The following is a 19,591-nucleotide window of genomic DNA, read 5'->3' on the forward strand; positions in this document are numbered from 1 at the left end:
AAAAAGGGCCGCTACCTAGTCCTTCACTAAAAAGGGAAAAGATAGCGGCCCTTAATTACTAGCTGTACCTAGGTGATGCCACCGGTACTGGCGTTGTCACACTTCTTCAGCTATCGCGGCTGTAGCGCTCTTGGCATAGCGCTCTTGATGCAGCGCCTTGTAAAGGCCGATCATCATCAGCAGCAATACGATGGTGAAGGGTAGGCCCGTGGCTACTGAAGCAGCCTGTAAGGCATTGAGTGCGTCTTTACCACCTGCCGACAGCAGAATGGCGGCAACAGCGCCGATCATTGTGGCCCACATTAACTTTTGGCCACGAGGGGCATCGGTCTTACCACCAGCGGTGATGCTATCGATCACCAGTGAACCGGAGTCGGCCGAAGTGACGAAGAAGATCAGTACGAGCATGATCGCCAGCGTCGAGGTGAGCGCGCTTAACGGCAGGTTCTGGAGCATCTGGAACATGGCGAGTGACACGTCGCCGATGCCATTAGCCAGTTCGCCGATGCCCGCGGCCGATTGGGCCAACGCGTTGCCGCCGAAGGCGGTCATCCACACGATGGTGACCAGCGTCGGTACGATCAGCACCGCGGCCAGCAATTCGCGCACGGTGCGTCCTTTCGAAATGCGCGCGATAAAGACGCCGACGAAAGGCGACCACGATATCCACCAGGCCCAGTAGAACACTGTCCAGCCACTGAACCAAGTCTGATCTTCACGTCCGATCCAGTTTGACAAAGGCAGCAGATACTCGGCATAAGCACTGGAGGTGGTGCCCAGTCCCTTCAAGAACGCGATAAAGCCCCCGGCAAAGGCAACAAACACCAGCAGCGCCGCAGCGATCACCATATTGACGTTGCTGAGCACTTTAACCCCGGCATTAATACCTCGCCAGACGGAAACCAATGCGACACCAGTGACGACAGCGATAATCACTAGCTGGAGGCCAAGGGTGTTCTCGATGCCGGTGAGAAAGTGAAGCCCACCGGCAGCCTGCATTGCACCGAGACCGAGCGAGGTTGTAAGACCGAACAGTGTCGCCAGCACCGCAATGGTGTCGACGATGTGCCCAGCCCAACCACGTACGCGCGAGCCGATTAGAGGAAAAAAGGCGGAACGCAGTGACAGCGGTTGTCTCAGGTTGAAGGTGAAAAAGCCGATGGAAACAGCCACCATGCCGTAGATCGCCCACGGATGCAGACCCCAGTGGAACATGGTAGCGCCCATTGCTGCCGTTGCGCCTTCTGCTGTTCTTGCCGCGGCGTTCAGGGGCGTGCCGTACCAGTCGGTGTAATAGGCCACCGGTTCAGCGACGCTCCAGAACATCAAGCCGATGCCCATGCCGGCCGCGAACAACATCGCGAACCAGGATACCCTTGAATGCTCAGGACGTGTATTCGCGCCACCCAGCCGGATTTTGCCTACCGGCAGCAGGATGAGTGCTAAACAGAACACGACAAAGAGATTGCCCGCGATCATGAACAGCCAGGCGAAATGGTCAATATTCCAGGTGCGTACGGCGACCATTTGCGCACTGGCTCGTGCCGGATCAAACAGCGCGTAAATGATGAACAATACGATCATGACTGCGGTAATTGGAAAGACCGGATTATGGAAATCCAGCCCCCATAGTTGTTTGTTGTCTACTCCTGGTTCCAGAGTAGTGGTTTCACTGACGCTCATTGAGGTCTCTCCTTCTGTATTTATTATATTGATATAGGCCGTTCGCCGGAGGATTCCGAACCGCGACAAAATGTGCTAATAGCAGTCTGTCAGGGACAAAATGTTCTGCTGCTGCACAGCCGGATTGGGCCATTTTCTCCGCGTTCCCTCGTTTAAAGAGAGCGACTATTCGCCTCGGAAACGCGGAGAAACTGACCCCAACCGGACTTTTCCTTGCTACAAACTCTTAAGTCCGACAGGTTGCAAACGCACCTAAACATTTTTAGCGTAGCTGGCTGCACGGACTTGACTGCATGCGACGCAATTCATGCCAAATTCGTCATTTGCGCCGCGATGTTAGACGTGCCGCTCCGGAGAGTGAAACTCAAGTCACCGGAGCGGCCGTTTTGTCAGAAGTAGTAGCCAAAGTTGATATTGAAGCGGGTCTGCCAGTCATCGTCGGCATTGGCCCCGAGGCGGTCGCCGAAAGCCGTATCGCCGCCGATAAATTCATTGCCGTTGGAGAAGGACAGGTCGGTGTAGATATACCAGCCGCCACTGGCCCAGGCTGCACCCAGGTTGACAAGTTCGCTATCGTTGAAGCTGCTCTCTTCCTTCACGATGGTGCTGTATTCAATGTAAGGAATCACATAATCCAGCCAAGCAATGTTGGGCGTGGCCTTGTAGTAGCTCAGAGAAATGGCCGGGATCCAGCCTTCTGCAGCCACCGTGTTGGGGAAGTCATAGGCACCGAACTGCACCAAATCATCAGTGCCCAGCGGCTGGGCTGAGTCCACGTCGAAATTATAGTAGGTGATTTGGGTAGCGAGGGTGAAGTTGTTCAATTTATTAACCATGTGCAGGGAGCCAGCATAGGCATCACCGTCGTCCTGGGCACCTTTACTATCCAGTTGGCCGTACTGCAGGGAGAAGCCCAGGTCGGTGGGTATGGCAGCATTGAGGCTGTAGATACCACGCAGGTTGAACTGGTTGCGCTCTTCATAGCCGTTGTCTGACTCGTTCACTACGTCGTAGGAGTAGCGTGAGCTGTCATGACTGCCTCCACTATAGTGCCCTTCGTCTGCGTAGTAGTAGGCAACATCGAAGGCCCAGTCGCCGAAGCCAGTGCTGTATTTCACCCCCAGATCCATATCGTCTGCCAGGCCCACGTAGTAATGCTGATCAAAGAACCAGCTCTGGGCAATGCCGTAAGGACCAGGGCCGAAGGGCACCCGGTTGACACCCACTTGTAGCTGACTGTCATCGTCAAACTGGTAGCCTAGCCAGCCAGTGTGTAGAAAGTTGTAGCCGTTGTACCAGCGGTATTCCAGTTTGCCCAGAATGGGACCGTTCGCGTAGTCCATGTTGATACGGTAGGTGTCTAACTCAAAGTTGCCGTCGTCCCCCCAGGCACGGGAAGGCGCGCCGCTGGCAGAGTCCCCGTAGTCGCCGACGGCGAAGTTGGCGCGTATTGCACCACCGACGTTCAGCGTGCCACCGAAGAGGTCGAAGGCGATTTTATCGGATTTGGCGGAGGCCTCTTCGGCCGTTGCTTTGGCGGAGGCAGCTTCGACCGTTGCGAGTTGTTCCTTGGCTTTGCTTTCACCGGCCTGTGCGGCTTTGAGTTGTGCACGGGTTTGCGCGAGCTCCTGTTCGAGTTCGGAAACGCGAGTCTCAAGCTCGGTTGCGTCCGCGGTCTGGGCCTGTACGTTGGCGGGCAATGCCAGGGTGGCAGCGACGGCCAGGGCGGAGGCGGTGTGGCGGTATTTGAACAGACGATTCATTATGAAACGCCCTTGATGAAGTGGAAAGACCGAATTATGGAAATCCAGCCCCCAGAGTTGCTTGTTGTCTACTCCTGATTTCAGAGTAGTGTTTTCACTGATCCTCATTGGGCTCTATCCTCGTATTTATAATTATATAGGCCGTTCGCCGGATGATTCCGACCCGCGACAAAATGTGCTACTGGCAGTTTGTCGGGTTGCAAGTGCACCGAAACATTTTTCACGTAGCTGGCTGCACGGACTTGAATGCATGCGACACAATTCTTGCCAAACTGGTCATTTGCACCGTGATGTTCGGTGTGATGCTTCGGGGGCGGGAACTAAATTCAGTAACGGGGGGCTTTGTCAGAAGTAGCAATCGAAGTTGATATTGAAGCGACACCGCTTGCAGGTGATGCGCTTTTTCAAGTGGATCAGGCAACATAACATCTACGCATCAAGTCGCTCTTCGGCACATCAAAAATGCAGTTAAAAGCCAGACAAGGAATCTGTTTTATAGGAAATTCTTTTGTTTCATCTGTTTACTTACGGTTCTTCCTGGTGCGCCTTATCGGGTTTCGCGTGCAAAAGTCGGCATGGGTTTTAGTCGGATTTAGCAAGGTTCAGGTCGTAATTTCACCAATCCCGAACAAGACTGCCTTTGATAATGGCGCGGCGTTTACAAGACTTATGGGTATCAGAAAATCAGAAATTATGAAGTGGTAAAACTTGTTAGGCGTTAAGCTTTGGTTTTTCTAAAACCACTGATGGTGTGAGGAAAGGAACTGGGAGCGAGTCGCCGCTCATTATCTTTCCGGATGCTGATAGAGATTGCGCGGCCGATATTGCTGGGGAACTTGCTTTTGTGAACAACCTTTTCTTACTGGTCGAGTTACTGGGGGTGCTGGCCTTTGCTTTTACCGGAATTATCGAGGCACGCAAAAAGGGAATGGATCTGATTGGTGTCTACACGGTCAGTATGATTGCCGCCTTTGGTGGTGGGACAGTGCGTGATTCACTGTTAGGGCATTACCCATTATTCTGGATTGAGCATTCGGCTTATGCGCTGATACTATTTGGTTTTGCTCTGGCTTCTACACCATTGACAAGCACTTTTTACGGAAATCGGCGAGTAGCCAATATCTTTAATGTGCTGGATGCGCTGGGGCTTGGCTTGTTTAGTGCATCCGGTGCCAATGTAGCGCATCAGGCGGGCTGTGATTTCCACATCGCCATGTTGCTTGGTGCAATGACGGCGATATTTGGCGGCATATTGCGCGATATTATCTGCAATGAAATTCCCAATGTGTTGCGTCGTAGTGAGTTATATGCCACTTGCGCCTTACTGGGCAGTGCCGTGTTTCTGATAGCACTGGAGTGGACGCGCGATATACCGATCGCCATGCTAACGGGTATCACGGCAACCTTTACGCTACGGCTGCTGTCCGTCAAATACCGCATTACACTACCGTTTTAGCTTGATCCCATTCACTCAAGCCAGTGATTCCATTCCCGCTGATATCCGCCATGATAGAGTTTGTGAACATAACGAAAAGAAGCAGCCTTTAACCATCGCCCGCCACTATGACTGGCCCTGCCTCTTATACATATCTCAGCTACTGCGAGAAGACCATCATCGCTACGGAGGTACTGTAAGGATGCATGTAAATCTGCAGGTTGCACTGATTTTCGCCGATGAAACGAATAATCAGCAACCATCGGCGTAATCTGCGGATAATACATAAGCGTTCCTTAATTTGAGTTTTCTCCGAAATATTGCTGATTTGCTCTTAACTTCGAGGGAAAGTTCAATATTTGTGTATTAAGAGACCGTGACTGACCAGGGACTGAACCTGAAGAAATGGTCTGAAAAGAAGGCGAGAGGAAAAAAAGAAGAAATGAGGGTAGAAGTTGAGTGTATTCAGTAAACTGTCACCGTAATTACTATGCACATAGCCCCGTAGGCCTCTGGCCGAGTCCTTGATGAAGAGTCGAAGCAGTGATGGTTGATGGAGAAATGCCCGAATAATGATTGAATGGTTGAGTTACGCAGCCGCCGGGACCATTGCAGGCCTTGTTGCCGGTTTGTTCGGCGTTGGCGGCGGGCTGGTTATCGTACCGGTGCTGATGCTGGTTTTCAGCTGGCAGGGCATGTCTGCTGATGCGGTTATCCATGTGGCAATCGGTACTTCTTTGATGACAATTTGTATTACCTCGCTATCATCCATGTATGCCCATCATCGATACCGGATGATCGATTGGTTTCTGGTCAAACGGCTGGCACCCGGTCTGATGATAGGCAGCCTCAGCGGGGCAGTGATTGCCGCCAATCTGCCAAGCCAATGGTTGCAGAAAGTATTTGCTCTGTTTGCCTTGGTGATGGCCGCCAGAATGTGGTTACCGCAACCGCACTCTGTATCTGGAAAACTGCTCAGAATCCCCATTATCAGCAGCTACGGGCTTGTTAGTGGGGTTGTTTCAGCCATGGTAGGTATTGGGGGAGGGACGCTGGTGGTACCCTATCTGCTGATGGCAGGACAGGCTGTACAACGAGCAATCGGCACTGCCGCAGCTTGTGGTTTTCCTATTGCAATCAGTGGCGTGATAGGCTTTATATTGATGGGTGCATATGTACATCAGATAGAGGCTGACTGGCAGACCGGTTTTGTGCACTGGCAGGCTTTTGCCGGTATTATTGCTACCAGCATATTCTGCGCACCTTTAGGTGCACGTCTGGCCAAACACTTACCAGCAAGACATCTTAGTCAGCTTTTTTCAATGCTTTTGCTTGTGGTCGGGCTTTTGTTGCTGACCCGATGACCATGCTGAAGGAGCACTAGTATGAGAAAGTGGATTTGTACCGTTTGCGGATTTGTTTACGATGAGGCAGAAGGTCTACCGGAAGAAGGGATTGCACCGGGCACCGCGTGGGAAGACATCCCGGATGACTGGGTCTGTCCGGATTGTGGTGCGGCCAAGGAAGATTTTGAAATGATTCCGCTGGAACAGTGAATACCATGAGTAAGATGTTCATCAGTTTAATCCTGACGGGTTTTCTTTTATAATCAAAAAATTTATCCACTTGCTAACTGGAGCTTAGACTTTATGAACCTTGACCGTGTTGGTTCAGGCAAAAATTTGCCTGAAGACATTAATGTCATCATCGAAATCCCTTCACACTCTGATCCAGTGAAGTATGAAGTCGATAAAGAAACAGGCGCTTTGTTTGTCGACCGTTTTATGAACACGGCCATGTTCTACCCATGCAACTACGGTTATGTGCCGCATACTTTGTCTGATGACGGTGATCCGGTTGACGTGCTGGTGGTCAGCCCTTATGCCCTGATTAGCGGTTCTGTGGTTCAGTGTCGTCCAGTTGGCATGCTGAAAATGACTGATGAGTCTGGTGAAGATGCCAAAGTGATTGCCGTACCTCACGACAAAATGTATGACGATGTGGAAGACGTGAATGATTTGCCATCACGGTTACTGGATCAGCTGTCACACTTCTTTGAACATTACAAAGATCTGGAAAAAAATAAGTGGGTCAAACTTGAAGGCTGGGTAGGTAAAGAAGAAGCCAAAGCCGAAATCGTGGCTAGTGTGGAGCGTTTCAAGGCGGCCCCGGTCAAACCGCAGTTTTAATCTCACAGATTGTTACCATGGCTCGGTGGTCTGATGATTTCAGACATCGCCGATGTTATACCGAAACAACCTGGAAATGCACGATATCAGCGAGATATAGAGATTCTTGCCGGCTACGCTCAGGTTGCCAGACGATTTGTTATTGCGAGTGGCAGTGAATCAATCCAGTCCTACAGTGATAACCAGTAGTGGCGAAATATTTCCACTTCTATACCGCTGTGCCTGACTGGATCACTCCGGCCTGCGGCCTCGCGATGACGAGCCCATTTTTAAGCGAATTTCCGAGTATCACGGGTATATTCTGAAACAGGTAAATTATGACAAAATTGGTTTTGCAGGGCTGTGCGTTAACGGCAGAAACTGCCAGACAGATTGCCAGGCAGGTGGGGGGCAAGCTGGAGTGGGCACAGCAATTTGCCAGTATTGAATCTGATGTGCTTCCGTCAGAGACGCTTACAACATTGCGGCAACAGCATGATTTCGATATCAATCAGCTGCCTGATAGTTTTGATATTGATAGCGCCAGGTTAGTCGTCACCGATATGGACTCGACCTTGATCAGCATCGAATGTATTGATGAGATTGCTGATTTCATGAATCTGAAACCGCAAGTGGCAGAGATTACGGAAGCGGCCATGCGTGGCGAAATTGATTTTGAAACTTCACTTAGAAGCCGGGTGTCTTTGTTACAAGGGCTGGATGTGTCGGTATTGGACCGGGTTTATCAGGAGCGTTTACAACTGAACCCGGGAGCGGAGATCATGGTTGCAACACTGAAACGGCAAGGCATTAAATTGGCGTTGGTTTCAGGCGGGTTTACCTTTTTTACTGAGCGGTTGCAGCAGCGCCTGGATCTGGATTTTAGCCAGGCCAACCGGCTCGCTGAGCATAAGGGTAAATTGACCGGTGAAGTGGAAGGTGACATCTGTGGTGCAAAAGCCAAGGCGGATTTTCTGCTTTCCTGCTGCGACCAGCTGAATATTTTACCGACTCAGGCGCTGGCAGTGGGGGATGGCGCGAATGATCTGCTGATGATGGAACCCGCCGGTTTGAGTGTGGCTTACCATGCCAAACCCAAAGTCCAGCAGCAGGCGGACACAGCGATTAATCACAATGGTCTGGATGGGGTTTTGGGGCTATTGCAGCTCGACTTCAACTAGCCTAACCTTGAAATTATCAGCATTGTCCCCACTTGAATAACTGACTTTTTTTCCAATTAGAGGATTTTATAATGGATATTATTATGGAGCGAATTAAACAGGCGATTGAATCCAACCCAGTTATCCTGTTTATGAAAGGCACACCGGAATTCCCGCAGTGCGGTTTTTCCAGCAGAGCATCGCAGGCGCTTGCGGCATGTGGTTCAGAGTTTGCATACATTAATGTACTGGCAGAGCCTGAAGTGCGTGAAAATCTGCATCGTTATGCAGATTGGCCGACCTTCCCTCAGCTTTACATCGACGGTGAGTTGGTAGGTGGTTGTGACATCATCATGGAGCTGTATGAAAACGGCGAACTGCAGAAAATGGTTGATCAAGCGAGTTAACAAAGCGCATGAGTCAGGATAACGATCACGATTGGCACGGCGATAATGAATATGCTGTTGCACCGGCAAAGCCGGAATTGAAGCGACCACCCAAGTACCGGGTGATTATGCTTAACGACAACTATACGCCTATGGATTTTGTGGTTGAGGTCCTGGAAACCTTGTTTGGTATGGGGCGTGAGCGTGCAACACGCACCATGTTGCAAGTTCACACCGAAGGCAGTGCCTTGTGTGGTATTTTTACTTATGAGATAGCAGAAGCCAAAGTTGAACAGGTCAATAGCTATTCTCAGCGCCACGGCCATCCGCTGCAATGTACTATGGAAGAGGAATGACCCGGTTCGATATCCAATCAACAGGCGGAACGAGAGATGTTAAGTAAAGAACTCGAACAAACCCTTAGTCAGGCATTTAACTACGCACGTCAACGCTCGCATGAATTTCTGACGGTTGAGCATTTGCTGCTGGCATTGCTGGAAAACGGCCAGGCTTTGGCAGTGTTGAAGGCTTGTGATGTGGATATTCCACTCTTGCGACAGGAGCTGAGTGATTTTCTGGCTGATAATCTACCGACTCTGTCGGAAGACAGTGAGCGTGAAACCCAGCCTACGCTTGCATTTCAGCGCATTCTGCAGCGTGCTGTCATGCATGTGCAGTCTTCCGGCGGAACTGAGGTGACTGGTGCTAATGTTCTGGTCTCCATCTTTTCCGAACAACAGTCTCAAGCAGTTTATCTGTTGCAAAAACAGGATGTTACCCGTCTGGATGTGGTGAATGCCATCAGTCACGGCGGTATTGATGAGGTGATAGAGGAATCAGACGATGAAGCCAAGTTGGAAGCGGAAGAAGCTGTCGACGACGGTAAAAATCCGCTCACTTTGTATGCCGCTAATCTGAATGCCGCGGCCAAGAAAGGCAAGATCGATCCTTTAATCGGCCGGGCTGATGAAATTGAACGGACTTTGCAGGTTTTGTGTCGTCGCCGTAAAAATAACCCTTTGTTTGTCGGAGAAGCGGGTGTAGGTAAAACCGCACTGGCTGAAGGGCTTGCCTTGCGTATTGTGCAGGGCGATGTACCTGAAGTCTTGTCTAAAACCGTTATTTTCTCGTTGGATATGGGCGCTTTGGTTGCCGGTACCAAATACCGGGGTGATTTCGAGAAACGGCTGAAATCATTATTACGCGAGCTGAAAAAACAGCCACATGCCATCTTGTTTATCGATGAGATTCACACCATGATCGGTGCCGGCAGTGCCGGTAACAGTACTATGGATGCGGCCAACCTGCTGAAACCGTTGCTGGCCAGTGGCGAATTGAAGTGTATTGGTTCGACAACCTATCAGGAATACCGCGGAATTTTTGAGCATGATCGTGCTCTGGCCCGCCGGTTCCAGAAAATTGATGTGCCTGAACCGACAGTGGCTGAAACAATTGAAATTCTGAAAGGCCTGAAACCGGGGCTGGAAGAACATCATAATGTGCGTTATTCCAATGCCGCAATTGCCCAGGCCGCAGAACTGTCACATCGTCATATTAATGACCGTTTCCTGCCGGATAAAGCGATTGATGTGCTGGATGAGGTCGGGGCCGCTCAACGTATTGCGCCCAAATCCAGACGCAAAAAACTCATCGGTGTTAACGATGTACAAGCTATTGTCGCCAAGATTGCCCGTATTCCTGCCAAAACAGTCAGCAACGCCGACAAAGATAATCTACGCAAGCTGGAAAATAATCTTAAACGCGTTATTTTCGGTCAGGATGAAGCCATATCGGCCCTGAGCTCTGCTATTAAAATGGGCCGCTCAGGTCTCGGCCATCCGGAAAAACCGACGGGTGCTTTTTTGTTCGCCGGCCCCACCGGGGTGGGTAAAACTGAAGTGACCAGGCAGCTAGCGCATAACCTAGGCGTTGATCTGATTCGCTTTGATATGTCCGAGTATATGGAAAGTCATACCGTTTCCCGTCTGATTGGCGCACCACCGGGATATGTCGGATTTGATCAGGGTGGGTTGCTGACCGATGCAATTATCAAGCAACCGCATGCTGTATTGCTACTGGATGAAATCGAGAAAGCCCATCCTGACGTGTTCAACCTGTTGTTGCAGGTGATGGACCACGGTACGCTCACCGACAACAACGGTCGTAAAGCTGATTTCCGTCATGTGGTTTTGGTCATGACCAGTAATGCTGGTGCACAGGATATGGCACGTGCGTCCATCGGTTTCACACCACAAGATAATCAGACCGATGGCATGGAAGCGGTGAAACGGACGTTTACTCCTGAATTCCGTAACCGTCTGGATGGCATTATTCAGTTTAAACCGTTAAGCAAGGAAGCGATTCTGCGGGTTGCTGATAAAGCAGTGCTGGAACTGGAAATGTTGTTGCAGGATAAAAACGTTACCATCGAGATTGATGATGCGGCCCGCCGTTGGTTGGCTGAACACGGTTATGACGTGCAAATGGGCGCACGGCCTATGGCGCGGCTGGTACAGGAAAAAATAAAACGTCCTTTGGCCGATGAATTGCTGTTTGGCAAGCTCAGTAAGGGCGGGGGGCATGTCCGGGTCACATTGCAGGATGACGAACTCCATCTGCAAATGGAAAATGCCGCCGAATCAGTTGATTCCTGATCGCTGTATTTATTAGCAAGAAACGAGCCCGATAGTACTCACTATCGGGCTCATTACATCTGCTGGCCGCCTCACCAGTTACTACTAACAACTCCCCCAAGTTATTCACTTGTCTGTTTGCGCTGAAGTAGTGTTTAAAAAAGTTCCCGTAACTAACTGATTTTTAATAATTGCTTTATAAGCTATTGAAATATATAGATAAAAATTTATGGTTAAATTTTGACCATTTTGAGGAGAGCCCTTGTTTATGAGGCGCTTAGCGAATAACTCCAAACTTAATCACAGAGTTATCCACAGAAAATGTGGGTAACTTTACAGTAATATGACAGAGCAAGAAGCAGGCCAGATTCGATTATAATTCGATCCCTTTTTGTGCTTTGATGCCTGCACGAAAAGCATGTTTGACATCCTCAATCCGGCTCACCGTATCGGCGGCCTCGATTACCGCTTCGGGTGCGCCACGTCCGGTGATAATCACATGCTGCATTGGCGGTCTGGCAGCAATATCGGCCAGTATTTTTTCGGTATCCAGATATTTCATCTTCAATACGATATTAAGCTCGTCCAGCAAGACGATATCGATATCGGGGTTTTGCAGCATGGCTTTGCAGACCTCCCAGCCTTTCTCAGCCGAAGCGATATCCTGTTCCAGGTTCTGGGTTTCCCAGGTAAAACCGTCACCGACCACATGGTAGTCAACCTCTTCCGGGAAACGGCGGAAGAATTTTTCCTCGCCGGTACTGAAGGGCCCTTTGATAAACTGCACCACACCAACTTTCATATCGTGGCCGAGGGCGCGAGCTACCATGCCAAAACCAGACGAACTCTTGCCCTTGCCGTTGCCGGTAATAACCAGTAGCAGGCCCTTGTCCTTGTTCGCTTTCTGGATTTGTTGGTCAACAATGGCTTTTTGCCGCTGCATTCGTTTGGTGTGACGTGTGGATTTATCTGTCATATGAGAACCATTGGATATAGGGTGGGCAGCATAAGCTGCCCACGAGTTTGTATCAATAATTTGCAATCTCAACACCGACAATACCCGTGATGCCGGTTCCCTGGAAGCCGTATGCAGCCTCATACTCCTTATCAGCCAGGTTTTCAACGCGCCCAAACAGACGGGTGTTGGTATTCAGTTGGTAATTCGCTGCCAGGTTGACGACCGTGTAACTGCCCATTCTGACTCGCTGACCGACACCGTCCACGTCCTTACGGCTGCCGATATAATTCAGTGTGCCTGTCAATGTCAGCTTATTCGTCGGTCTGTATTCGACATCAAAGTTTGCCAGATGTTTGGGACGACGGAGTAACGCCTGATCATTGTCGTCTTCAGTGCGAGTGAAAGTATAGTTCAGGTTGAAATCGAGCTGTGATGTGGCGGCCAGTGAGAATACCGCTTCTGCACCATGAATATCCGCTTTATTCTGATTCACACTGGTACTGTCAAAGCTGGGTAAAAAGACTGTTGTGATCAGATCATCAATATCGTTTTTGAAAATAGTCACACTGCTGTCCAAACGATGATTAAACCAACTTTGATCAATCCCCACTTCCCAGTTTTCACTGGTTTCCGCATCCAGATCCGGGTTACCCATATAGGCACTGCCAAAATTCGTCGGGGTAAAGCCGAAAAGTTCATAAAGAGAGGGTGCTCTGAAACCTGTTCCGTGTGCGGCTCTAACGCGCGAGCTATCCGTAAGCTGATAATTTGCCGTGATGCGGTAAGTAGTTTCTGAATCAAAATCATCTGTATTGTCGTGGCGAACGCCCAAAGTCGTATTTAAACGGTCGGTCAATGTGATTTGATCCTGTATATAGACAGCACGATTCTGACGCGTTTCATCGGTCAGCTGTGTCTGTATAAATCCACCGAAATCTGTAAAGCCGTCGGCCTGCATTTTTTCTTCTTCAAATTCATAACCGACGGTAATCAGGTTGTTGTGGATGAAGTACAGATCATTTTGCAGGCTGATCTTGTTTTTCTCACCGTCGTAATTGCTGCGATCGAGGGTGCCGAATGGATCCTGTCGATCATTCCTGTTCTTACGTTCGACATCGGTGTGGGTGAATAACAGTGTCGGTTGCCACATGCCGGAAAAGAAGTTGCCTGCCAATTCTGCACCCAGATATAACTGACGGGTCTTATTTTCAGCGTCGAGGTCCTCAGCGGTATTGCCGGAAAAGTCGAAACCTCCGTCGATATCGGTGTCCGAGTCAATATATCTGGCAGTGACTCTGCTGGACAGTTGTGAACTGATATCCCAGCCCATCCGTGCTGAGACGACTTTGCTGTTATAACCATCATCATCTTTGATGCTGCCGGGCGCCAGTCTTTTTTCGGTGGCAATACTGTCGCCGTCTGATTCAAACAGGCCGCCGGTAATTGAATAATTAAAGTCGCCATTGGAACCTGATAAGGCCAGCGTTTCGTGATGCGTGGATTTAGTCCCGGCTTCCACTTTGGCGCGTGTTTTCAGTCTGCCTTGCCCCTGACGGGTACGAATCTGGATCACACTGCCAATCGCATCAGCACCATACAGTACGCTTTGGGAACCGCGAACTACTTCGATTGATTCGACATCGTCAAGCAGGAAGTGGGCAAAGTCGAAAGCACCGGTCGGCGAGCTGGGATCGTTGATTTCAATCCCATCCACCAGCACGAGGGTATGATTGGAGTTTGTGCCTCTGGCAAAAACGGATGTCTGACTGCCGCGGCCGCCGAGTTCAACGACCCTAAGGCCGGGCACATGCTTTAAAGCATCCGACAGGGTCTGGAACTGTTTTTTTTCTATCTCTGCCTCGCTAATCACGGTCACGCTACTGCCGATATTGTGAATGGGCGTGGGGGTTCGCGTTGCCGTGACAACCAGTTGCTCAAGTTCGGTTTGTTCTGCCTGAACTGAGAAGGCAATTGAAGCTAGTAAACAGGTGCTGATAGCTGTGGAAAGAATTTTTTTATTTGGAAACATGATGTAAGCCTGTTTTTAACGATATCCAACCCGATATCGAGACGGAAAACACATGTTCGGGGACGTGACGAAATCTCGGCATTTGCTGATAAGGATTCGCCTTAGCCGCCCACCGCGACATGAAGAATTGGGATTGCTATCCCGCTGACACAGGCCGGTCTCCGGACTTACAAGCTGGTTTGACCAGACAATCGCCTTCCCGTGCGAACACAGTGGCCTTGTGATTGTCTATGACTTGAATACCGTTGCGGGGGCAGTATTGGAATTGTGATTACGTACCAATTTCCCGATTATCCTGCATACCATGATGCAGGCACCCGTATCAGAGTGTGGCAAACTGTAATCATCTGGATAAAGCTTGTCAAACCTGCCTGCCAGCATGCCTGACTTGCTCTTGAGCGGAAGACGGACAGGAAAAAACTGGTCAGCACAGGCCCCAGCCATTAGAATTAGACGATTTTCACGGTTTCGTAGAATACAAATGACAGAGAAGTTTAAAGACAAAGGATTTGCCACCCGTGCGGTAAGAGTCGGTCACCGCAGAACGGCGGAAGGCGAGCAGTCAGAACCTATTTTCCCGACTTCCAGCTTTGTCTTTGACAGCGCGGAACAGGCGGCTGCGCGCTTTTCAGGTGATGAGGCCGGCAATATCTATTCACGCTTCACCAATCCAACCGTGCGCACGTTTGAACAACGTCTGGCTGCGCTTGAAGGTGGCGAGTCGGCGGTGGCGACTTCTTCCGGCATGTCTGCCATTTTGTCCACCATGATGGCTTTATTGTCCAGCGGCGATCATATTGTTTCATCCATGAGTATTTTCGGCACCACTCGTGTGTTGTTTGATAAATACCTGAGTAAATTCGGCATTGCTACGGATTATGTGGTGCTGACTGATATGGATGCCTGGCAGACAGCGATCAAACCCGAAACCAAAATACTGTTTCTGGAAACACCCTCCAATCCACTTAATGAAATTGCTGATCTTGAAGCTTTATCAGCCCTGGCGCAGGCGAATGATTGCTTGCTGGTGGTGGATAATTGTTTCTGCACACCGGCTTTGCAACAGCCTTTGGCTTTGGGCGCCGATATTGTTGTGCATTCAGCGACAAAATATATTGATGGACAGGGCCGCTGTATCGGTGGCGCGGTCGTGGGTGATAAACAGCGTGTCGGTGAAGAAATTTATGGCTTTTTGCGCACTGCGGGACCGACCATGAGCCCGTTCAATGCCTGGACTTTCCTGAAAGGTTTGGAAACGCTGGACTTACGCATGAAAGCCCATTCTGCTTCTGCATTGGCATTGGCGCAGTGGCTGCAACAACAACCAGTGGTAAACAAGGTTTTTTACGCCGGCCTGCCCAGCCATCCACAGCATGAACTGGCTAAAAAGCAGCAATCAGCTTTTGGTGGCATTATCGCTTTTGAAATCAAAGGCGGCCAAAAAGAGGCCTGGAAGTTGATTAATGCATTGGAATGGATTTCGATTACCGCCAATCTGGGGGATAGCAAAACCACGATAACCCACCCGGCCACCACAACGCATGGCCGCTTGACCCCGGAAGCCAGAGAGGCGACAGGTATTACTGACGGCATGCTCAGGATTTCTGTCGGCCTGGAAAGTATCGAAGATATTCAGGCTGATCTGGCGCAAGCCTTCAACATCCTCTCCTAGCTCAGCGGCATAAAACCTGCATAACACACTTAACTTGCGATTTGCTGTCAGGATTTTGTCCCGTTTCAAGCGGTGACGCCCCTGATTTCAATATAAAACAATAGGTTAAGAAGTTATGCCAGTTTTTCTTAAATACTTTTTGCTCATGCTTTGTCTGGCATTATTGCCGCAGCGGCAAGCTTTGGCCGTGCCGGAAGAACCAATCAGTGATATTCGGGTGCTGATCGATGTTTCCGGCAGCATGAAAAAGAATGATCCTGAAAATCTACGGGCCCCAGCGTTACGCATGCTGGTGGGATTGATGCCCGAAGATGCCAAATCCGGTGTCTGGACTTTTGCCAGGTACGTCAACATGTTGGTGTCCTGGCAAGATGTGAATGATGCCTGGCGAAAAAGTGCGGAAAAAAACTCAGAAAAAATCCATTCTTATGGCTTGTTCACCAATATTGAGCAGGCCTTGCAAAAAGCGACCGCAAATCAGAAACAGCCGGATCCTGCTTATCGTCGCAGCCTGATTCTGTTATCAGATGGCTTTGTTGATATCGAACCTGATAAAGCGAGCAGTCAGGCGTCACGGCAACGTATCCTCGATAAACTGGTGCCCCGGCTTAAACAGGCCAATATTGCCGTGCACACTATTGCTTTGTCGGAACATGCCGATCATGAATTACTGCGTGCTTTGTCACTGGCCACCGATGGCTGGTATCAGCAAGCCGAGACGGCTGATGATTTGCAACGTATTTTCCTGCATTTGTTCGAGAAAGCAGCGCAGCGTGACACGGTACCGCTGCAAGACAACCAGTTCAGTATTGACGGCAGTGTCAGTGAAATGACGGTGCTGGTATTCAGAGAACCCGGCTCAGCCGCGGCCACATTACATCTGCCAGACGGCAAAGTCCTGACGCAAAAGGATCAGGCAAACAACATTCGCTGGTTGCATGAAAACAGCTACGATTTGATTACCATTGAGCAACCCGTGGACGGTGGCTGGAAAATTGATGCGGCACTGGATCCCGATAACCGGGTCATGGTGGTGACGGATATGAAACTGCAAACCAGCGATTTGCCTAATAATGTTCTGATAGGAGAGAAATTCGATTTCGAAGCCAGTCTGACCGATAAAGGCCAAACGATTACCCGTCCGGCTTTCCTCGATCTGGTCGATGCCTCTTTGCAGCAGGATGTCGAAGATCAAAAAACCTATCGGGAAGAACTGCAACGTGATGATAAAAAAGGTCTTTATCGCGCCACGTTAGGCTCCGCTTTTATGCCGGGCCGTAATGATGTGATTGTGACCATGAAAAGCGCCACCTTTGAACGCCAGCGGCGGCAGAGTATTAACGTGGTGGCGATGCCGATTTCGGTAGCCACCGAGCAACTTGATCAGCAAACACGCGGCCATCGGATTCAAGTGCAGGCAGACACCAAACTCATAAAACCTGAATCGCTGACGATAACAGCTTTATTGAAGGAAGAAACCGGCAGCGAGTGGCCTTACGATATGTTAAAAACAGATGCAAACAACTGGCGTTTGACCTTGACTGATCTGCAACCACAACAGGAATATGAACTGTCATTGCAGATCCGCGGCGAAACGCAAAAAGGCCGCCAGATCTTTCTCCAACCCGAGCCAATCGTATTGCAGGATAACAAGCCACCGATGCCGCCAGTGGACGAGCCTGACCAGGCCATAACCGAGTCTCCCATTGAAGCGGTGGAAACGGAACAAACACAAACCACTGAAACGATGGTTGAAACGGCTGATGAGCTGATCAGCATGGATGAAGTAAGCGACGAAAAAACTGATAACGGTATGTCCTCAACAGTCAAACTGCTGATAGGTAACGGCATCATTCTTATACTGCTGGCAGCAGGCGTATTCTGGTGGCGCCGCCAATCAACGACGCTGGTAGCAGCAGGAGATCTTATCTAGATGAATTTAGCTGATCCTATCCTTGAACTGCTGGCCTATGAAGTCGCGTTTATTTTTGCCGTCATCGCGGCCAGCCTGTTATTTCATAGCCGTAAAAAAAGTCGTCAGCTTGGAAATGATACAACTGCCGCAGTAAAAAGAATCAAACAAAACAAAGACCATCGCGCCGACCAGATTAAAGCGATCCTCAACGAAAAATATAACCTCAATGGTGAAGCACTGGATGCTGAGGTCAATGATTTTATCGAGCGTGAACGCCTGCTTTATAAAGGGTTGCTTAAGCTTTTCGTAGAGCAGGATGGCAAAACGCTGGCAGAACTGCCGCAAAAAATAGAAGCCTCGATAGATGCCAGTCTGGGGCTGTTACCTGTCGGCACCCCGCAGCCAGAACCACAAAACCAGGCAGACAACAGTGGTGATAGCCAATCTCTGCAACAGCAGATTGATCAAGCTGCCGAAACCATGGAAAGGCTTCTGGCCCAGTACCATCAGGCACAAGCTCCAGCAGCAGACGACACAGATGAAGAACAGTTTTCGGTTACTGAACCTGAATCCAATGTGGCGGATGAACCGGAAACCGCTGACGATACCGTGTTCAGCGATGCCTCCCTGCTTGATGATTACGAAAACAGTGTGGAGGAAGATAAGCCGGAAACGGACATCGATGCCAGTGCAGACGACATCTCTGCAGAAGGCTCGGAAGCTGAAACACTGGAACAGATTTTCGACGATAGCAGTTTCGATATCGAGCCGGCAGAAGCTGATGCGGAGCCAGAACCTGAACCGGAAAAGCTTGATACGGACGATATTGAAGCTTTGCTGGAGGGGGCAAATATTGACCTTGAAACCCGGCAACCTGAAATGGATGAACAGCCCGTTGCAACGGAAACGGATTCAGCCAGTGAGGCGCCGGATGTAAAAAAGTACGAGGCCAGTACTCAGGATGAATCAGTAGCTGAGCTCACTGAAATTGAAGGTAACTCAGAACAGCTCTTCAGTTTTGAGGAAACTGTACAACTTGATGATAAAACTGAACAAAAACCGCTTAGCGGCGATGATAGCGATATCGCGGGCGAAATCACAGAAATCGATGGCGAATTGGCGTCTTCAGAACCGGTTGAACCCGTCATCCCTTTTGATGAAGATCTGCAGCGATTTGAAAGAAACGGCGATGAAATTGAAATTCCCGGACAACTCAGTGATATCGAAGCTGAGCTGCAACAGGCTGTTTATGTTGAAATAGCCGAGGAACAAATATCAGAAGACGAAGTTGAAATATCCGCAGAACCGGGCCCGAGCAACAGCCTGAAAGACTATCTGAAAAAAGATGTTTTCACTATTGATAGCAGTATTTATGGCAAGCAAGCGGCGACAGACCTGACTGTTACCGAACCGGAAATACCGGTTGATACAGCAGCTAATAAGCCAACCGAATCGTCTTCTATCCCCGCAGAAGAACTTATATCGACAGCAGCTGACAACCTATTAACAGCTGATATTGATGCGTTAATGGATAATGTTTCTGAGCAACAAGCGGTTGCCAGCGAAGCAGACCAAAATGAACAAGCCGCACTGTCAGATAAGGATGACACCGAACAACAAACTGAATCCGTACAACTTGAAGTTACAGACAGTGACAAGAAAAACCTGACACAAAATAATCCAGTAAACGACAATACTGCAGAGACAGAGCCACGGCCAGAGCCAGAGCCAGAGCCAGAGCCTGAGCCAGAGCCAGAGCCAGAGCCAGAGCCAGAGCCAGAGCCAGAGC

Annotated in this window: 15 protein-coding genes and 1 riboswitch; of the genes, 11 read left to right on the forward strand and 4 right to left on the reverse strand. The window is 49.8% G+C overall.

Annotated features, from left to right (window positions below; genetic code table 11):
- Window positions 1–96: 96 nt before the first annotated feature.
- Entirely contained in the window at window positions 97–1,683 is a 1,587-nt protein-coding gene (locus OMP95_RS07830) for a BCCT family transporter (RefSeq protein WP_266327617.1), read from the reverse strand.
- Between the two features lie 389 nt (window positions 1,684–2,072).
- On the reverse strand, window positions 2,073–3,446 hold the full coding sequence (locus tag OMP95_RS07835) for a coiled-coil domain-containing protein (RefSeq protein WP_266327615.1): 1,374 nt from the start codon (window positions 3,444–3,446) through the stop codon (window positions 2,073–2,075).
- Between the two features lie 844 nt (window positions 3,447–4,290).
- Between OMP95_RS07835 and OMP95_RS07840 the strand changes: the two genes are divergently transcribed.
- The 8 genes from OMP95_RS07840 to clpA all read left to right on the forward strand — a co-directional run bounded on the left by OMP95_RS07840 (window position 4,291) and on the right by clpA (window position 11,249).
- The gene (locus OMP95_RS07840; protein ID WP_266327613.1) at window positions 4,291–4,902 is read left to right on the forward strand and encodes a trimeric intracellular cation channel family protein; all 612 of its coding nucleotides are present in this window, start codon (window positions 4,291–4,293) and stop codon (window positions 4,900–4,902) included.
- 551 nt (window positions 4,903–5,453) lie between these two features.
- A complete protein-coding gene (locus OMP95_RS07845; protein ID WP_266327612.1) occupies window positions 5,454–6,245 on the forward strand; it encodes a sulfite exporter TauE/SafE family protein in 792 nt (263 codons plus the stop codon).
- A 21-nt stretch (window positions 6,246–6,266) separates the two neighbouring features.
- Window positions 6,267–6,437, forward strand: a complete 171-nt coding sequence (gene rd, locus OMP95_RS07850) for a rubredoxin (protein ID WP_266327611.1) — start codon at window positions 6,267–6,269, stop codon at window positions 6,435–6,437.
- 93 nt (window positions 6,438–6,530) lie between these two features.
- On the forward strand, window positions 6,531–7,070 hold the full coding sequence (ppa, locus tag OMP95_RS07855; RefSeq protein ID WP_266327610.1) for an inorganic diphosphatase: 540 nt from the start codon (window positions 6,531–6,533) through the stop codon (window positions 7,068–7,070).
- 317 nt (window positions 7,071–7,387) lie between these two features.
- The gene (serB, locus tag OMP95_RS07860; RefSeq protein ID WP_266327608.1) at window positions 7,388–8,230 is read left to right on the forward strand and encodes a phosphoserine phosphatase SerB; all 843 of its coding nucleotides are present in this window, start codon (window positions 7,388–7,390) and stop codon (window positions 8,228–8,230) included.
- Between the two features lie 71 nt (window positions 8,231–8,301).
- Window positions 8,302–8,616, forward strand: a complete 315-nt coding sequence (grxD, locus tag OMP95_RS07865; RefSeq protein ID WP_266327606.1) for a Grx4 family monothiol glutaredoxin — start codon at window positions 8,302–8,304, stop codon at window positions 8,614–8,616.
- Window positions 8,617–8,624: 8 nt separating this feature from the next.
- Window positions 8,625–8,951, forward strand: a complete 327-nt coding sequence (clpS, locus tag OMP95_RS07870; RefSeq protein ID WP_266327604.1) for an ATP-dependent Clp protease adapter ClpS — start codon at window positions 8,625–8,627, stop codon at window positions 8,949–8,951.
- Window positions 8,952–8,987: 36 nt separating this feature from the next.
- Complete coding sequence (clpA, locus tag OMP95_RS07875; RefSeq protein ID WP_266327602.1) at window positions 8,988–11,249, forward strand: ATP-dependent Clp protease ATP-binding subunit ClpA; 2,262 nt, start codon at window positions 8,988–8,990, stop codon at window positions 11,247–11,249.
- A gap of 352 nt (window positions 11,250–11,601) precedes the next feature.
- On the opposite strand, the gene cobO is transcribed toward clpA, so the two are convergent.
- Window positions 11,602–12,204: a cob(I)yrinic acid a,c-diamide adenosyltransferase gene (gene cobO, locus OMP95_RS07880; RefSeq protein ID WP_266327600.1), complete on the reverse strand. Its 603-nt coding sequence runs from the start codon at window positions 12,202–12,204 to the stop codon at window positions 11,602–11,604.
- Window positions 12,205–12,256: 52 nt separating this feature from the next.
- The gene (locus OMP95_RS07885; protein ID WP_266327598.1) at window positions 12,257–14,215 is read right to left on the reverse strand and encodes a TonB-dependent receptor plug domain-containing protein; all 1,959 of its coding nucleotides are present in this window, start codon (window positions 14,213–14,215) and stop codon (window positions 12,257–12,259) included.
- A 134-nt stretch (window positions 14,216–14,349) separates the two neighbouring features.
- A riboswitch (cobalamin riboswitch) is annotated at window positions 14,350–14,551 on the reverse strand.
- A gap of 145 nt (window positions 14,552–14,696) precedes the next feature.
- Here OMP95_RS07885 and OMP95_RS07890 point away from each other — a divergent pair.
- The 3 genes from OMP95_RS07890 to OMP95_RS07900 all read left to right on the forward strand — a co-directional run.
- The gene (locus OMP95_RS07890; RefSeq protein WP_266327596.1) at window positions 14,697–15,887 is read left to right on the forward strand and encodes an O-succinylhomoserine sulfhydrylase; all 1,191 of its coding nucleotides are present in this window, start codon (window positions 14,697–14,699) and stop codon (window positions 15,885–15,887) included.
- Window positions 15,888–16,002: 115 nt separating this feature from the next.
- Window positions 16,003–17,820, forward strand: a complete 1,818-nt coding sequence (locus OMP95_RS07895; protein ID WP_266327594.1) for a VWA domain-containing protein — start codon at window positions 16,003–16,005, stop codon at window positions 17,818–17,820.
- Window positions 17,821–19,591, forward strand: a 1,771-nt coding sequence (locus OMP95_RS07900; protein ID WP_266327641.1) for a hypothetical protein, incomplete at its 3' end; no start/stop codon positions are given.

This window comes from Methylophaga sp. OBS4 (assembly GCF_026319305.1).
Lineage (GTDB): Bacteria > Pseudomonadota > Gammaproteobacteria > Nitrosococcales > Methylophagaceae > Methylophaga.

Bases quoted from the DNA above. Each gene is read 5' to 3' on its own strand.
- serB (WP_266327608.1), top strand. From the start codon at position 7,388: ATGACAAAATTGGTTTTGCAGGGCTGTGCGTTAACGGCAGAAACTGCC.
- cobO (WP_266327600.1), bottom strand. From the start codon at position 12,204: ATGACAGATAAATCCACACGTCACACCAAACGAATGCAGCGGCAAAAA.
- OMP95_RS07830 (WP_266327617.1), bottom strand. From the start codon at position 1,683: ATGAGCGTCAGTGAAACCACTACTCTGGAACCAGGAGTAGACAACAAA.
- rd (WP_266327611.1), top strand. From the start codon at position 6,267: ATGAGAAAGTGGATTTGTACCGTTTGCGGATTTGTTTACGATGAGGCA.
- OMP95_RS07885 (WP_266327598.1), bottom strand. From the start codon at position 14,215: ATGTTTCCAAATAAAAAAATTCTTTCCACAGCTATCAGCACCTGTTTA.
- OMP95_RS07845 (WP_266327612.1), top strand. From the start codon at position 5,454: ATGATTGAATGGTTGAGTTACGCAGCCGCCGGGACCATTGCAGGCCTT.
- OMP95_RS07835 (WP_266327615.1), bottom strand. From the start codon at position 3,446: ATGAATCGTCTGTTCAAATACCGCCACACCGCCTCCGCCCTGGCCGTC.
- clpA (WP_266327602.1), top strand. From the start codon at position 8,988: ATGTTAAGTAAAGAACTCGAACAAACCCTTAGTCAGGCATTTAACTAC.
- grxD (WP_266327606.1), top strand. From the start codon at position 8,302: ATGGATATTATTATGGAGCGAATTAAACAGGCGATTGAATCCAACCCA.
- OMP95_RS07895 (WP_266327594.1), top strand. From the start codon at position 16,003: ATGCCAGTTTTTCTTAAATACTTTTTGCTCATGCTTTGTCTGGCATTA.
- clpS (WP_266327604.1), top strand. From the start codon at position 8,625: ATGAGTCAGGATAACGATCACGATTGGCACGGCGATAATGAATATGCT.
- ppa (WP_266327610.1), top strand. From the start codon at position 6,531: ATGAACCTTGACCGTGTTGGTTCAGGCAAAAATTTGCCTGAAGACATT.
- OMP95_RS07890 (WP_266327596.1), top strand. From the start codon at position 14,697: ATGACAGAGAAGTTTAAAGACAAAGGATTTGCCACCCGTGCGGTAAGA.